The sequence below is a fragment of the Xylophilus sp. genome, from assembly GCA_009914555.1.
Lineage (GTDB): Bacteria > Pseudomonadota > Gammaproteobacteria > Burkholderiales > Burkholderiaceae_C > WNDY01.
The window spans coordinates 1-14,865 of sequence record WNDY01000079.1; the positions used below are offsets into that span (position 1 = coordinate 1).

At 70.3% G+C, this 14,865-nt stretch carries 14 protein-coding genes and 2 pseudogenes; 1 reads left to right on the plus strand and 15 read right to left on the minus strand.

What is annotated here, in order from left to right:
* The 13 genes and pseudogenes from GAK38_RS21420 to GAK38_RS21480 all read right to left on the minus strand — a co-directional run.
* Window positions 1-259, minus strand: a 259-nt coding sequence (locus GAK38_RS21420; RefSeq protein ID WP_296799339.1) for a transposase, incomplete at its 3' end; no start/stop codon positions are given.
* Window positions 260-395: 136 nt separating this feature from the next.
* Window positions 396-1,775, minus strand: a complete 1,380-nt coding sequence (locus GAK38_RS21425; RefSeq protein ID WP_325346963.1) for an LLM class flavin-dependent oxidoreductase — start codon at window positions 1,773-1,775, stop codon at window positions 396-398.
* 27 nt (window positions 1,776-1,802) lie between these two features.
* On the minus strand, window positions 1,803-2,711 hold the full coding sequence (locus tag GAK38_RS21430) for a branched-chain amino acid ABC transporter permease (RefSeq protein WP_325346964.1): 909 nt from the start codon (window positions 2,709-2,711) through the stop codon (window positions 1,803-1,805).
* Window positions 2,708-3,568, minus strand: a complete 861-nt coding sequence (locus tag GAK38_RS21435; protein WP_325346965.1) for a branched-chain amino acid ABC transporter permease — start codon at window positions 3,566-3,568, stop codon at window positions 2,708-2,710. Before GAK38_RS21435 ends, GAK38_RS21430 begins: the two co-directional genes overlap by 4 nt.
* A gap of 2 nt (window positions 3,569-3,570) precedes the next feature.
* The gene (locus tag GAK38_RS21440; RefSeq protein ID WP_325346966.1) at window positions 3,571-4,296 is read right to left on the minus strand and encodes an ABC transporter ATP-binding protein; all 726 of its coding nucleotides are present in this window, start codon (window positions 4,294-4,296) and stop codon (window positions 3,571-3,573) included.
* Window positions 4,293-5,072: an ABC transporter ATP-binding protein gene (locus tag GAK38_RS21445; RefSeq protein WP_325346967.1), complete on the minus strand. Its 780-nt coding sequence runs from the start codon at window positions 5,070-5,072 to the stop codon at window positions 4,293-4,295. The genes GAK38_RS21440 and GAK38_RS21445 overlap by 4 nt, the downstream gene beginning before the upstream one ends.
* Window positions 5,069-6,280 (minus strand): ABC transporter substrate-binding protein, encoded by a 1,212-nt coding sequence (locus GAK38_RS21450; RefSeq protein ID WP_325346968.1) that lies wholly within the window; start codon window positions 6,278-6,280, stop codon window positions 5,069-5,071. The genes GAK38_RS21445 and GAK38_RS21450 overlap by 4 nt, the downstream gene beginning before the upstream one ends.
* Window positions 6,281-6,308: 28 nt before the next feature.
* On the minus strand, window positions 6,309-7,268 hold the full coding sequence (locus GAK38_RS21455) for an ABC transporter substrate-binding protein (protein WP_325346969.1): 960 nt from the start codon (window positions 7,266-7,268) through the stop codon (window positions 6,309-6,311).
* 43 nt (window positions 7,269-7,311) lie between these two features.
* Window positions 7,312-8,121: an ABC transporter permease gene (locus tag GAK38_RS21460; protein WP_325346970.1), complete on the minus strand. Its 810-nt coding sequence runs from the start codon at window positions 8,119-8,121 to the stop codon at window positions 7,312-7,314.
* Window positions 8,118-8,933: pseudogene (locus GAK38_RS21465) on the minus strand (ABC transporter ATP-binding protein). The gene GAK38_RS21460 and the pseudogene GAK38_RS21465 overlap by 4 nt, the downstream one beginning before the upstream one ends.
* Window positions 8,923-9,483, minus strand: a complete 561-nt coding sequence (locus GAK38_RS21470) for a carboxymuconolactone decarboxylase family protein (protein WP_325346971.1) — start codon at window positions 9,481-9,483, stop codon at window positions 8,923-8,925. The pseudogene GAK38_RS21465 and the gene GAK38_RS21470 overlap by 11 nt, the downstream one beginning before the upstream one ends.
* Before the next feature lie 103 nt (window positions 9,484-9,586).
* A complete protein-coding gene (locus GAK38_RS21475; RefSeq protein WP_325346972.1) occupies window positions 9,587-10,849 on the minus strand; it encodes an acyl-CoA dehydrogenase family protein in 1,263 nt (420 codons plus the stop codon).
* Between the two features lie 70 nt (window positions 10,850-10,919).
* Entirely contained in the window at window positions 10,920-11,999 is a 1,080-nt protein-coding gene (locus GAK38_RS21480) for an ABC transporter substrate-binding protein (protein ID WP_325346973.1), read from the minus strand.
* Between the two features lie 352 nt (window positions 12,000-12,351).
* Between GAK38_RS21480 and GAK38_RS21485 the strand changes: the two genes are divergently transcribed.
* Window positions 12,352-13,047, plus strand: coding sequence for a heparan-alpha-glucosaminide N-acetyltransferase (locus GAK38_RS21485; RefSeq protein WP_443089257.1), 696 nt, complete (start codon window positions 12,352-12,354; stop codon window positions 13,045-13,047).
* An 814-nt stretch (window positions 13,048-13,861) separates the two neighbouring features.
* Here GAK38_RS21485 and GAK38_RS21490 read toward each other — a convergent pair.
* The gene (locus tag GAK38_RS21490; protein ID WP_325346975.1) at window positions 13,862-14,737 is read right to left on the minus strand and encodes an NAD(P)/FAD-dependent oxidoreductase; all 876 of its coding nucleotides are present in this window, start codon (window positions 14,735-14,737) and stop codon (window positions 13,862-13,864) included.
* Between the two features lie 3 nt (window positions 14,738-14,740).
* Window positions 14,741-14,865: pseudogene (locus GAK38_RS21495) on the minus strand (IS481 family transposase); the annotation flags it as partial.

Here is a 14,865-nt window from a genome sequence, read left to right on the forward strand (position 1 = left end):
TTTTTAGGAAAGCGTTCTCCTCCTCCAGCCGCGCCACTTCACGTTTGAGCCGTGCATGTTCGGCCAACTCCAAGCGTTGTGCCTGATCGTCCTGGTCGTGCCGCCGCGCCTGGGCGCGCCAACTGTACAGCTGGGCAGGCTGCAACCCCAGATCACGAGCCACCGTGGTTACCCCTTCTGTGGCCGCTCGCAACAGTGCCTGCTGCCTGAACTCCAGGCTGAACTCCTGCCCCTTTCTGCCTGCCTTGCTCTTGGTCATCGTCCACCTCCTATTGCGATAGTTAATCGCTTATAGGGGTGTCCGTGAAACGGGGGCAAGATCAATGGGCGACCTGACCTCGGCGCTGGACCTGACGCAGATCGTGCAGTAAGCGGCTGCCTGCGCGTTGTCGGGCTCAGCCCGACCGCCGCCGGTGGCATGCGCCCGGGTGGCTGGCCGGCAGCGTGGCGCCGCCGCCCGGGAAGAGCTTTTCGCGCAGCGTGCCTTCGCGGTAGGCGGTCTTGAACAGGCCGCGGTTCTGCAGCTCGGGCACCAGCAGGTCGACGATGGCCTCCAGGCTTTCGGGCATCACCGTGCGCACGAGGTTGAATCCGTCGATGTCGGCGGCCTCGACCCAGGTCTCGATCTGGTCGGCCACCTCGACGGGCGAGCCGATGAAGATGGCCGACCGCGCCCCCGCCGGGCTGAAGTCGACGAGGTCGCGCACCCGCGCCGGCCGGGCGGCCTGGACCGTCAGGTTCTCCAGCGTGGACTGCACCGCGTTGCTGCGGGCGAACGGCAGCTCGTCGTCCAGGCCGAGTTGGGACAGGTCGATGCCGGTCCAGCCCGACACCAGCGCCAGCTGGCCGGCCGGGTCGAGGTGGCGGCGGTATTCGTCGCGCAGGTCCCGGGCCTCGGCCGAGGTCGGCGCGACGATGACCGTGGCGCCCAGCAGCGCCAGCACGTCGTGCGGATCGCGGCCGGCGGCCTGGGCTGCCTCGCGCAGCGCGCGCACCGCCTGGCCGGCGATCTGCGGCGTCGGGCCGTTGAGGAACGAGGCCTCGGCATGCCGGCCGGCGAAGACCCGGCCGCGGCCCGAGGCGCCGGCCTGGTAGAGCACCGGCGTGCGCTGCGGCGACGGCTCGGTCAGCGCGCGGCCGTCCACCCGGTAGTACGGCCCGTCGTGCACCACGCGGTGCACCTTGCGCGGGTCGGCGAACACGCCGGCCGCCCGATCGCGCAGCACGGCGCCGTCCTCCCAGCTGCCTTCCCAGAGCTGGTAGAGCGCGGCCAGGTAGTCCTCGGCCGCGTCGTAGCGCTCGTCGTGCTGGCGCTGGGCGGCGGCGCCCATGCCGCGTGCGCCGCTGTCGAGGTAGCCGGTGACGATGTTCCAGCCGAGGCGGCCGCCGGTCAGGTGGTCCAGCGTGCCGAAGCGGCGGGCGAAGGCGAACGGATGGTCGTAGGTCAGGCTGGAGGTGATGCCGAAACCGATGTGTTCGGTCACCAGCGCCATGGCCGACACGGCCAGGGTCGGGTCGAGCTGCGGCGCCTGCGCACCCGCAGCCAGGGCGGCATCGCCATCGCCGCCGAACACGTCGTAGAGGCCGAACACGTCGGCCACGAAGATGCCGTCGAGCAGGCCGCGCTCTGCCGTGCGGGCCATCTCGGTCCAGTAGGCGAGGCGGGTGTAGTCGGCCTGGTTGTCGCGCGGATGGCGCCACAGGCCGGCCCAGTTGTGCGACGGTGCCGCCATCTGGAAGGTGTTGAGCCGGAGTTCGCGCTGGGGTGAGGTCATGGCGGGGGTATATGGCTGGTGCCGGCGTCAGCCGTCGGCATGGGGATGGACCTGGAGGCAGTATTCGCGCAGCAGCCCCTGCGGCCGGAAGACCAGCAGCGCCACCAGCGCCGCCCCGACCAGGTTCAGCCGAATGGCGGCGAGCTGCGCGCCGTCGAGCCACGGCACCACGCCGACCAGCAGCCGGCTGCCTTCGAGCAGCAGGATCACGGTGAAGCCGGCCAGCAGCACGCCGCGGTGGCTGCCACGCCCGCCGAGGATCACCGCCATGAATGCATAGGCGGTCAGGATGGTGGTGAACTGCGTCGGGTCGATGTAGGTGTAGTAGAAGGCATGCAGGCTGCCGGCCACACCGAGCAGCGCGCCGCCCAGCGCGAACACCCGGGCGCGCACGCCGAGCACATGCTTGCCCAGGGCCGATGCCACCAGCGCGTCCTCGCGCGTGGCCCGCACCAGCCGGCCGAACGGCGAGCGCGCCAGGCGCTCCAGCAGCCACACGGCCGCCAGCAGCCACGCGGCGCAGAAGGCCAGGAAGAACGCATCGCGCCAGGCTGCAGGCACCGCGGCGGCAAAGGGACGTGCGATGTCGGCGATGCCCAGCGTGCCGCGGGTGAGCCAGTCCTCGTAGCTGATGAAGAGCCGCAGGCATTCGGCGAAGCCGAGCGTCACGATGGCCAGGTAATCCTCGCTGAGCCGCAGCGAGATCAGGCTGACCAGCGCGCCTGCGGCCGCCGTCAGCACGATGGCCCCCAGCATGGCCGCCAGCGGCGGCGCGCCGTGCCGCTGCAGGATCGCGCAGCCGTAGGCGCCCAGCATGTAGAAGCCGAACAGGCCGAAGTTGACCAGCCCGCCCAGGCCCCACTGCAGGTTGAGCGCGAGGCCCGAGAGGGTGGTGATGACGACCAGCACCAGGGTCGCGACGAGGTAGGAGGTCATCGCGTCACCCACCGTGCGCCGAACAGGCCCGAGGGCCGCACCAGCAGCAGCAGCGCCATCACGCCGAGGGCGACGATGCTGCGGTAGTGCGGCGCCAGCACCAGCGTGGCCAGTTCCTCGGCCACGCCCAGCACCAGTGCGCCGGCGACGGCCGCCATCGGGCTCGCGATGCCGCCGAGGATGGCGGCGGTGAAGACTGGCAGCAGGTAGTTCCAGCCCATCTGCGGCTCGACGTTGGAGTCCAGCCCGATCAGCACGCCGGCCAGCGTGGCCAGCGCCGACGACAGCGCCCACACGGCGGCGGTCACCCGCGTGCGCGAGATGCCGCGCACGGCGGCCAGGTCCGGGTTGTCGGCCACGGCGCGCATCGCCCGGCCCAGCCGCGTACAGCGGAACACCAGCCACACGACGGCCAGCGCCACGGCCACGCAGGCCAGCGTGGCGATCTGCTCGTGGTTGATGCGCAGGCCGGCGATGCGCAGCGGCCGCGCGATCTCGACCGCATAGCCGCGCGGGCCGTTGCCGGCCGCGAGGCGCACCAGGTTCTCCAGCACCAGCCCGCTGCCGATCGAGGCGACCAGCAGCGTCACGCCGGTGCGGCCCTGCAGCGGGCGGAAGACCAGCCGGTCCACCAGCAGCGCGACGGCGATGCCGCCAACGATACCCCCCACTATAGCGACCCAGAGCGGGCAGCCTGCGCCGACGTTGAGCGCATACACCAGGTAGGCGCCCACGGTGATCTGTGCGCCGATGGCATAGTTGGCAAAGCGCAGCACGCTGAAGACCAGCGCCAGCGACAGCGCCGGCAGCGCGATGAGCAGCCCGGTGACCAGGCCGTTGAACAGCAGTTGCGCCATCGTCAATGCGCTCCCAAATACAAGCGTTGCAGTTGCCCGTCGGCCAGCAGTTCGGCCGTGGGCGCATCGGCGCGCACCTGGCCGGCGACCAGCACCACGCCGCGGTCGGCCGCGCGCAGGCCCAGGCGGGTGTTCTGCTCGATCATGAAGAGCGTCACGCCGGCCTGCGCCACGCGGTCGATCACCTCGAACAGCCGCCCGGCGTTGACCGGCGACAGGCCGGCCGAAGGCTCGTCGAGCGCGAGGAAGGCCGGTGCCGGCATCAGCGCCGCGGCCATCGCGACCATCTGCCGCTGCCCGCCGCTCAGGTGGCCGGCCGGCACGCCGAGCTTGGGCACGATCTCGGGGAACAGGTCCAGCACCGCGTCGCGCCGGCTGGCGAAGCTGGCGCCGCCGCGCGCGGCGGTGAATTCGTGGCCGAGCCGCAGGTTGTCCAGCACCGTCATGTTGCGAAAGACGTTGGCCTCCTGCGGCACGTAGCCGATGCCGCGCCGGGCCCGCGCGGGCGCGTCGAGCGTGGTGATGTCTTCGCCATTCCACAGCACCCGGCCGCGGCTGGGCCGCAGCAGCCCGGCCACCACGCGCATCAGCGTGGACTTGCCCGAGCCGTTGGGCCCGACCACCACGAGCCGGCCGCCCGCGGGCACCGCCACGCTCACGCCGTGCAGCACGGCGCGCCCGCCGTAGCCGGCGACCACGTCCTCAATGCGGAACTCGGCGCCGCTCATGCGACCGCTCCGAGATACGCCTCGGCAACCTGCGCATCGGCCGAGATGTCGGCAAAGCTGCCCTGGCGCAGCACGCGGCCCTGGGCCAGCACGTAGATGCTGTCGCAGAGCGCGGCGATCAGGTCCATGTTGTGTTCGACGATGCCGAAGCTCATGCCTTCGGCGCGCAGCGTGCGGATGAAGTCGCCGACCTCGCCGACCCGCACCGGGTTGACGCCGGCGGCCGGCTCGTCGAGCAGCACCAGCTGCGGCCGCAGCATGAGGGCGCGGCACAGCTCCAGCAGCTTCTTCTGGCCGCCCGACAGCGAATCGGCCCGCGCATCGGCCAGCCGCCAGAGGTTCACGCGCTCCAGCAGGGCGCGGGCGCGCTCGATGCCGGCCTCCTCGGCGCGGCGCACCGCGCCCGGGCGCAGCAGCGCGGCCAGGATGCCTTCGCCCGGCTGGTCGTCCAGCGCGAGCAGCAGGTTCTCCAGCACGGTGAGCGCGCCGAGTTCGCGCGAGATCTGGAAGGTGCGGGTCAGCCCGCGCCGCACGCGGCGGTGCGCGGCCCAGCCGCCGATGTCGGTGCCGTCGAAGGCCACGCTGCCGGCATCGGCTGCCTGCTGGCCGCCGAGCACGTTGAACAGGGTGGACTTGCCGGCGCCGTTGGGCCCGACGATGCCGGTGATGGCGCCGCGGCGCAGCCGCAGGTCCACGCCGTCGAGTGCGGCGAAGCCGCCGAATGCGACGCGGATGCCCTGCGCGACCAGCAGGTCGTCGGTGCCCTCCGCCGTCACTTGGTGGTGCCGATCAGCTTGCTCGTGCCGTCCAGCACGCGGTAGTGGCCGTAGTCCAGGTCGATCTGGTCGCCGTTCGGTGCGAAGCGGAAGTCGGCCGTCGCGCCCGAGTAGCGGAACGGCTTGCCTTCGCGGATGCGCTTCAGGCCCTCGACCGGGTCGGTCACCGCCGGTGCGTTGGCATTGACCACGTTGGCGATTTCCTTCGTGAAGTCGACCGCCTTGGCGCTCCTGGTCTTGGCGATGGCCAGCGCCAGCACGTTGATCTCGTCGAACACGTTGGCACCGAAGGCGACGATGGTGCCTTCGGGCTGGCGGGTCTGCTTCAGGTACAGCCTGTAGGCCTCGGCTTTGCCGACCGGCGTGGCCTGCACGTGGTTCACGCCCTCGGCCGCGGCCTTGCCCACGTTCTGCACGAACTTGCCGCCGCTGTCGGCCGCATGGCTGAAGGTGTAGAGCTTGCTCTCGTAGCCGCTGCGGTAGATCTCGCGAACGATGGCGCTGACCTCGGGGATGTAGCTCGGCAGGAAGACGGCGTCCGGCTTCTTGCTGAAGATCTTCTCGACCTCGGCGCGGTACGACGGCTGGTTCGGATTGAAGTAGACGGTGTCGAGCACCTTGCCGCCGAGTTCCTGGAAGCGGTCGTTGAACGGCTTGACGGTGCTCAGCGTGAAGGGCGTCTGCAGCACCAGGATCGACGCGGTCTTGGCGCCGTCCCTGGCCGCCACGTTGGCGAACGCGCGGCCCCAGTTCTTGCCGTTGGTCTGGAAGCGCCAGACCAGGCCCTTGGTGTCGCCCTCGGTCAACTCGTCGGCCGAGCCCACGGGCAGCAGGGCCACGTTCTTCTCCAGCGCGACCGGGCGCACGGCCAGTGCCACGGCGCTGCTCCACACGCCGGCGATGGCGGCCACGCCGTCCACGTCGATCAGCTTGCGCGCGGCGGCCACGCCGGCCGTGGGCGTCGATTCGTCGTCGGCCACGACGATCTCGATCCTGCGGCCGAGCACGCCGCCGGCGGCATTGATGTAGTCTGCCGCGGCGCGGGCGGCGGTTTCCTCTTCCTTGCCGTAGGGGCCGCCGGTGCCGGTCAGCGGGGCCAGCAGGCCGATCTTGATGGGCGGCTCGGCGGCGAACGCAGTCGGGGTGGCGGAGGCGATGGCCAGGGCGGCGAGGCCGAGGGCGGTGCGGCGGGTGGTGGTAAAGCGCATGGGTGAAAGGTTCTCTGGCGACGGGGTTTCAATAGGATTTGCGGGCGATCTCGTTGGCGAACTGCAGGTCCAGCCAGCTGGCGTCCTGCGGCTGGCGGTCGAGGTTGCCCAGGTCGATCTGGGTCTGCAGTGCGTCGGTCAGCGCCTGCGGCGGGATGGCGACCGACTCGGCGAACACGCCATCGTCGATCAGCCGCAACACCGAGGCCTTGACGACGGCCGCGTCGAGGTTGGGGAAGAGCTTCAGGCCGCTGACCACCGCGGCCTGCGGGTCCTTGCGGATGGCCTTGAGCGCATGGTCGATGCCGGCGACGAACTTGCGCGCCACCTGCGGGCTGATGTCCTTGCGCGTCGAGATGGCCGAGAAGGTGTACGGGCCGATCTCGCGCGAGAAGGCCGAAACCACCTTGTAGCCCTGGGCCTCGGCCTGCGAGGCGCCGGGCTCGTACAGCACGGCACAGTCGGCCTGCCCCGAGGCCAGCGGGCCGATCTCGTTGCCCAGCGGCACTTCGAGCAGGTTCAGGTCGCGCTTGGGGTTGAGGCCGGCCTTGGCCACCAGCTTCAGGAAGGCCGAGGTGCTGGTCGTGGGCATGGCGCCGGTGGCGATGGTCGCGCCCTTCAGGCCCTTGAAGCCGCTGAAGTTGTAGGCCGGCTTGCAGGTCAGCCACACGCCCAGGCGGTTCAACGTGCCGCCCACGACCTTGACCGGCGCGCCGCGGCCGAAGGAGATGGCCGTCCATTCGGGGCCGTGCAGCGAGAAGTCGGCGCTCTTGGAGATGACGGCGGCCAGCGCGTTGGTGGAGGACGCGGCGACGTCGATGCGCACGTCCAGCCCTTCCTGCTTGAAGTAGCCGTGTTCCTCGGCGAAGTAGACCGGCAGGTAGAAGACCGACTTGAAGGCGGCCGAGACGATGGCCTTGTCCTGCGCATGGGCCGGCAAGGCGGCGAGCGCGGCAAGGGCGAGCGGGAGCAGGCGGAAGCGGTTCATGGCGATGGCAAAAGAAGGAGGAAAGAAGAGAGGAGCGGCAGGGCTACAACTTGAACTGCGTGGCATAGGGCTGGTCTTTCCAGCCCAGCAGGCGCTTTTCCGCGAAGTCCACGCCGGCATAGAGCACGAAGCCCAGCGCCATCAGCGCGAAGATGCCGACCCACACGGTGTTGAGGTCGTAGAGCGACGAGGCGACGAAGATCACGTGGCCGATGCCGTACTTGGACGAGATGAATTCGCCCACGACCGTGCCCACCAGCGCGAAGCCGATGTTGATGCGGAAGGTGCTGATGACGTACGGCAGGGCCGAAGGCACGACGACCTTGAGGAAGATCTGCCGCTTGGTCGCGCCCAGCGACACCAGCATGCGCTGGATGTCCACGTCGGTGTCCTTGGCGGCCTGGAAGGCGGCCAGCAGCGCGACGATGGCCGTGAGCGACACCGACAGCGCCACCTTCGATACCAAGCCTGTGCCGAACCACAAGATCACCAGGGGCGCGAACGCGATCTTGGGCACGCTGTTGATCGCCACGAGGAAAGGCTCGACCACGCGCGCGCCATACGGCGTGTACCAGAGCGCCAGGCCCGGCAGCGTGCCGAGCGCGGTGCCGACGACGAAGCCCGCGGCCGAGGCCCAGAGCGTGTAGTTGGCATGCTCCCAGAGCTCGCCGGAGCGGGCAAGCCGCCAGCCGGCCTGCACGATGCCCGAGGGCGAGCCGAACAGGAAGCCCGAGATCGCCTGGGTGTGCACGCCGTATTCCCAGCCGGCGAACAGGACGGCCAGGATCAGCAGCTGCGTGGCCAGCACCGGCGGGCGCCAGCGGGGGCGGGGCGTAGGCGCGGTGGCGCTCATGGCCGGCCTCCGTCGCGCCGGACCGTGGTCTGGATGTCCAGTTCCTGGCACAGCAGGTTGAAGTAGTCGGCAAAGCGCGGGTCGCGGCGCGCAGCCAACGGCGAGCCGGCGGACTCGAGCGCGATCGCATGGGTGCTTTTGAGCCGGCCGGGCCGCGCGCTCAGCACGAAGATGCGGTTCGACAGTGCGATGGCCTCGTCGATGTCGTGCGTGACCAGCACCACCGTCTTGCCCTGCTTGCGCACCGTGTCGGCCAGCATGGCTTCGAGGAACAGCCGGGTCTGGTAGTCGAGCGCCGAGAACGGCTCGTCGAGCAGCAGTACGTCGGGATCGGGCAGCAGCGTGCGGGCCAGGGCCGCGCGCTGGCGCATGCCGCCCGACAGCGCCTTCGGGTAGCTGTCCTGGAAGGGCAGCAGGCCGAAGGTGTCGAGGTAGTCGCGAGCCCGGTCCACGGCTTCGGCGCGCGGCGTGCCTTTCAATTCGAGGCCGACGACCACGTTGTCGAGCACGCTGCGCCAGTGCATCAGCAGGTCGCGCTGCAGCATTTAGCCCACGCGGCCGCGCAGGTGCGGCAGCAGCTGGCCGTCGAGCGCGATGGTGCCAGCGTCGTGGTCGAGCAGGCCGGTCAGGATGTTGAAGAGGGTCGACTTGCCGCAGCCCGACGGGCCGATGATGCTGACGAACTCGCCGCGCGCCGCGTCGAGGCTGATGTCGTCGAGCACCTGGACCGGCCCGCGTTCGCCGTCAAAGCGCTTGCTTAAGCTGCGGACCTGCAGCTTGGGCGCTGCGGCCGCAGGGGCCTCAGGCCGCATGGCCGGGGGCCAGTTCCGCGGCGACGATGTCCTCGGCCGGAATGCGCAGCGCCTCGTTGAAGCGCTTGAAGAAGCTGCACAGCGCGATGCGGATCGTGAGCTCGACGATCTGGGCTTCGTCGTAGAAGGCGCGCAGGCGCTCGAAGAGTTCGTCGCCGATGCGCTCGGGCGCCAGCGTCACCTCGCGGGCATAGTCGCGCACCGCCAGGTCCTGGGCGTCGAATCCGGGGACTTCGGGCTCCAGCAGGCGGTCGATGCCTTCCTGGCTGATGCCCTGGGCCGCGAGCTTGGGTTCATGCAGCACCACGCAGTAGTGGCAGGCGTGGGCCTTGGACGCGGTGAGCAGGGCGATTTCCAGGTGGCGTGGCGAGATCAGGCCGTCCTTCTTCGACTGCACCAGGTACGAGAAGAGGTGCTCCAGCGCCGGCGGCCGCGGCGCGAAGGCGCAGAGCAGGTTGGCGTACGGGCCGTAGTCCTTCAGCAGTCGGTCAAACAGCGCGGCGGTGTCCGGGGCCAGCCGGGACGGGTCGAAGGGAGCGAGGCGGGACATGTCGATTCTGGAGAATCGCGCGCAATCGTACGGGTTTGCAAATCCGTTTTTTCGACTTCGACATGCGGAAAGCGCGCCACGCCGGCGCTCGCGCAGTGCTGGCTCAGAACACCCGGCCCTCGTCGAAGTCGTCGCGCACGCCGTTGAGGTGGTAGTCGCCGATCACCCGGCCCTTGAGCAGCAGCGGGTTGTGGTTGAGGATGGTGCGGATGTTGCGCCAGTGGCGGTCGTGATCGTACTTGCGGGCGGTGGCCGAGCCGCCGCCGGTGTCGAACAGCCGCTCAGCCGCACGGATGGCCAGCTGGCCGACGACGATCTGGGTGCTGGAGTTGGCCAGCTGGCTGCGCAGCACCTGGGCATCGACATCGGGCGCGTTGGCGAGGATGGCGTTGCCCGAGGCCTCCAGCAGCTTGGCGGTGTTGGCGATGATCGCGTCGATGGCATAGCGGGCCGATGAAATCTCGCCGACCACCTGCTGCACGAAGTGGTCGCCGGCTGCCGTCTCCGACGCGCTGTGCTTGGCCGAGCGGGCGCCGCGCTGCACGTAGGCCACCGCGTCGTCGAACACGTTGCGCACGATGCCGCCGATGACGGCCACCAGGTGCAGCTGCGCGCGCGTGGTGCCGTGGCGGCGCACGTAGGGGTTGGCGCTGCGGCGCGGGTTGACTTCGTCGGGGTGGATGACCACGTTGTCGAGTTCGACGCCGCCGCTGGCCGTCAGGCGCTGGCCCATGCCGTCCCAGTCGTCGAGCACGCGCACGCCCGCGCGGCCGGCCGGAATGAGCACGCCGGTGGTCTCGCCGTCGTCGCCGATGGCGCTGAAGCTCAGGTAGTCGGCGAACGCGGCACCGGTGGCGTAGAACTTGTGGCCGTGCAGGACGTAGTGGTCGCCCTGCTTCGTGAGCCGGGTGCGCAGCTGGTTGGGCCGCGGCGTGTTGATCTCCATGTGCGCGCCGCCGAACAGCTTGCCTGCCAGCACCTCGCCCACGTACCTGCGGCTGTTGGGCGCGTCGGGCTCGATGGCGATGGATTTGAGGAAGGCGAAGTGGCTGCGCAGCGCATGGGCCACGTTGGAGTCGGCCGCGGCCAGCGCGCCGATGACCTCGACCTGTTCCGACAGCGTGCCGCCGGGCCCACCCAGGTGCCGGGGCACGCGCAGCCAGGTCAGGCCGGTCTCGCGCAGGCGGGCAAACACGTCCCAGGGCAGGGCGCGGTCGAGCTCGCGCCGCACCGCGCCTTCGCGGATCCAGGCGGCGACCTGGGGAAGGCCGGCCAGGATGTCCTCGCGTGTCCTGGCACGGGGCGTGGCGGGCGTGGGCTGTGCCGCCGGATGGGCGGGGTGGTCGGCAAGCGCGTCGATGGTCATGTGCTGATGAGAGGGTATATCGTCAGAGCTGGCTATGCTCACCCGCTATAAGGTACTACACAGGAGGGTATCAGGCCGAAGGCAGCGCCGGCCCTTCGCGGGCGACGATCTGGTGCGCCAGCGCGAGCGGCTCGCGCGCGATCCAGGCGTCGTAGTCGAAGTCGCCCTGGAGAAATCCCCATTCGCGCAGGAAGGCGGTCTGCCGGCGCAGCCCTTCGACGTACTGGTCGGACAGCAGCACGTCGAAGTGCTGGTGCAGCCCGGGGCCGTAGCCGCGGCGCACGTTGTCGGCCGTGGTGCCGGTCTCGGCCGCCACGGCGGCGGTGACCTCGTCCGGATGGCTCCTGGCCCAGTGGGCGGCCCGCAGCAGCGTGGCCAGGTAGCGGGCGACGATGTCGGGGCGCTGCTCGGCCAAGTCGCGGTTGACCGTGACCGGGCGCGGTGTACCGGTGTTGACGCGCACGAACGGGTCGGGATGGGCGTTGATGTCGAGCAGCGGCCGCAGGCCGCGCTCCTGCACCAGCCAGGCGCCGGCCGCGCCCTTGGCATAGATCACGTCCACCGTGCCGGCCAGCAGCGCGTCGGCCGTCGCCTGGTGGATGCTGCCCGGGCCGGCGGCGCCGATGCGCCGCTGCTGGAAGTCGTGGCCCGCGATGTCGACGATCTGCACGTCCTCCGGCTGCAGGCCGGCCAGGCGCACGCCGGTCACGAGGCCGTGCAGATCCTGCGCGCGCGGGAAGTCCACGACCCGCGCCGTGTTCTTCGGAATGCCGAGCCGCCGGCCGCGGATGTCGGCCAGCGTGCGGATGTCGCTGTCGGGTGCGACGAGGATCAGCTGTTCTTCGTCGACCCAGGTGATGCCGACGACCACGGTATCCTGCCCGCCGGAGCGCGCCCAGATCGCCGGGATGTTGCCGCCTTCGCGGAAGCTGGCCGGCAGCGAATGGGTGAAGTGCGACTCGCGCACGGCCGGGTCGTCCGAATCGCGCAGCGAGTGCACGGCGATGCCTTCGCGCGCGAAGGCCGCGTGCACCCAGCGGAAGTGCTGGGCCAGGCCCGATGCGGTGGGCACCGGGCAGCGGGTGTACCAGATCTCGCGCACCTCGGGCGGGGCGGCGGGGATTGAAGCGGCTTGGGGCAGGGCGGACATGGCTTTTTTCTCCCAGGGTTGGGCCGTGCACTTTGCAGCCTCCATGCCAACCGGTGCAGGGAGCGCGAACTGCACGTGGCGGCGCATTCCGGCCGGACCGGCTGCTCGAATGGCAGCAGATCGGCGACATCTGCGCGCTGTGCAGCAATGGGCAGGCAGCCGGGACGCGGCGCCGGTGTTCCTGGAAAAGCTTTGCCCTGCTGGGAATCCGTCACCGCTGGCGCGGCGCGGTCAGCAGTCGTGGCGGGGCGGGGCGGGTGGTATCGTCGCGCCCGTGCCTGAAGCTCCCTCCCCGAAAGCTGCGCTCCGCTTCGACGCGGTGGACGCTCTGCGCGGCATCGCCATCGTGTGGATGACGGTCTTCCACTTCTGTTTCGACCTGGCCCACTTCGGCTGGCTGCATGCCAACTTCCTCGCCGATCCGTTCTGGACGGTGCAGCGCTCGGCCATCGTGTCGCTGTTCCTTTTCACTGCGGGGCTCGGCCAGGCGATCGCGCTGCGCCAGCGACTCGGCTGGCCGCGCTGCTGGCGGCGCTGGGCCCAGGTGGCCGGCTGCGCGCTGCTGGTCACGGCCGGCTCGGCGCTGATGTTCCCGCGCAGCTTCATCTACTTCGGCGTGCTGCACGGGCTGGCATGCATGCTGGTCGTGGTGCGGCTCACCGGGGGCTGGGGCCGCTGGCTCTGGCCTGCGGGCGCGGTGGCCATCGCCTTGCCGTGGCTGGCGGCACAGGGGCTTCAGGGGTCGGGGTGGGAGACGATCGCGCAGACGCTGAACGGCCGCGCGCTCAACTGGCTGGGGCTCGTCACCCGCAAGCCTTTCACCGAGGACTATGTGCCGCTGCTGCCGTGGCTCGGCGTGCTCTGGTGGGGTATGGCCGCGGGCCAGTGGCTGCTGCGGCACCGTCCGGCCTGGTTGGGCGTGGCACTGCCGCTGCCCGGCCGCGCACTGGCCGGGCTCGGACGCTGGAGCCTCAGCTGGTACATGCTGCACCAGCCGGTGCTGATCGGGCTGGTGGCCGGCGTTGGCGCATTGACGGGGCACACCTGATGGCAGCGGTCCTGCCCCGTGTCCACGAATGCCAAGCCATGCAGCCTTGAGGCTGGTTTCCCATTGAACGGCGGCTGGCCAGGTCCATGAGGGCGCCTGGATGCAGCCAGCCTTCGCCAGGTGGCCACATGACCGGTCGCGGCGCACCGCCGTGCTGCTGCCCGGCGCTGGCGGCGGGCCTGCCGGATCGCCTGCCTTGCGACTTCTGCCCTTCACCCGGTTCATGAGCGTGTCCACGGAATGCCTTGGCGGAGCATTGCCGAGCGGTTGCCATGCATAGGTCCACGGCATCGCGGCCGTGATCTCTTGCGCGCTGGCAGTGCTCACGCGGGGGGCGCGAGGACAGGTCGGAGACGCGCGCCGCAATCTCGTCCGAGGCCGCCGTGATGCTCTCGGTGCTCGCACGCACCTGCCGCACGGTATCGCGCAGCTGCGCTCATGCGGGCGGGCGCCTGGAGCAGCCGGCCGGTCTCGTCGGCGCTGGTGGCTGCGCCCGCGCCGTCAGGTCGCCGCCGGCCTCCCATCACACGCATCCCAGGTGTGGACAACGTCCTGAGACTCGACAGCTAGCCGCCGCCAGCGCATTGCTCAAGTTGGAGTCGTCGTAGACCAGAAAGCCGCGCCCGATCCTGACAAGCTGCCGGCCCACGCAGACGTCAATGCCATCCTGGCCCGGCGCCGTGACCAAGACACCGAACGCCATCCCAGGCGGGCCTCCTCCAGGCTGGGGCGGCGCTCGGAGCCGTCGGACATGCCGCCGGGGTCGCCGTCGCCCCAGGTCGCCGAGCCGGGGCAGGAAAGAGGTGGTCGCGGGTCAATGTCGGAAGACCAGCGGCGAACCGTCGGTGAAGCGTGCAAGGCGGTAGATGGAGGGGTCGGCCGAAGGCTTCTCGCCGGCGATGACTTCGGCCAGCAGATGGCCCGCGCCGGTGCCCAGGGTGAAGCCTCCGCCCGAGAAGCCGGTGTTGACGAACAGCCCCGGCAGTGTCGGCACGTCGGAGATCACCGGCGTCGCATCGGGCGTGGCGTCGATCACGCCGCCCCAGCGCTCCAGCACTTTCGCTTTCGCGAAGGCCGGCACCGCGCGCGCAGCATAGGCCAGCCACTGGTCGCTTTCCTTGAGCAGCGGGCGCGCGGTCAGCATGCGTGTCTGCTCGAAAGGGGTGACCTCGTCGTTGCGCCAGTGTGTGGGCAGGCGAAGCGACTCGAAGAAGTCGCGGCCGAAGCGTACGGTCAGCAGGTCGTTCGTGTGTCGCAGCGACGGCAGGAAATCGAACAGCAGCTTGAAGTTGTCGAGCGTGACCGGCGCGACGTGGCGCTGGATGCCGATGGAATACTCGCCATCGGCGTGGCGGCGCCAGGCGAAGTCCGAACCGGCGCCCGCGCCCGGCAGGCCGTCGACGGCCGAGATGCGCTGCATCGGAGAGGCGATGCCCAACTGCGGCAGACTCACTCCCAGGTTGCCGGCGAACAGGCGCGACCAAGCCCCGCCGGCGACCACGACGCGCGAGGCGCGCACCGCGCCGCGCTCGGTGACCACGTGGGAGACCTGGCCGCCCTGCGTCTCGATGCCGCGCACGGCCACCGGTGCGACGATCTTCACGCCCTCGGCCCGGGCCGCCTGGGCGATCAGCGGCACCGACCAGGCCGGCTCGCCGGTGCCGTCGCTGGGCTGGTGCTGGGCGGCGATGTAGCTGTCGCATCCCGGACGATCATATAGCCGCTTATGGAACAGATGCGGGTGAGTCTGATACCAGTTCTTCATGGCCTGCATGGGCGTCTTGCTGCCCAGCGCTGACTGCGGCAGTTGCTGGTTGT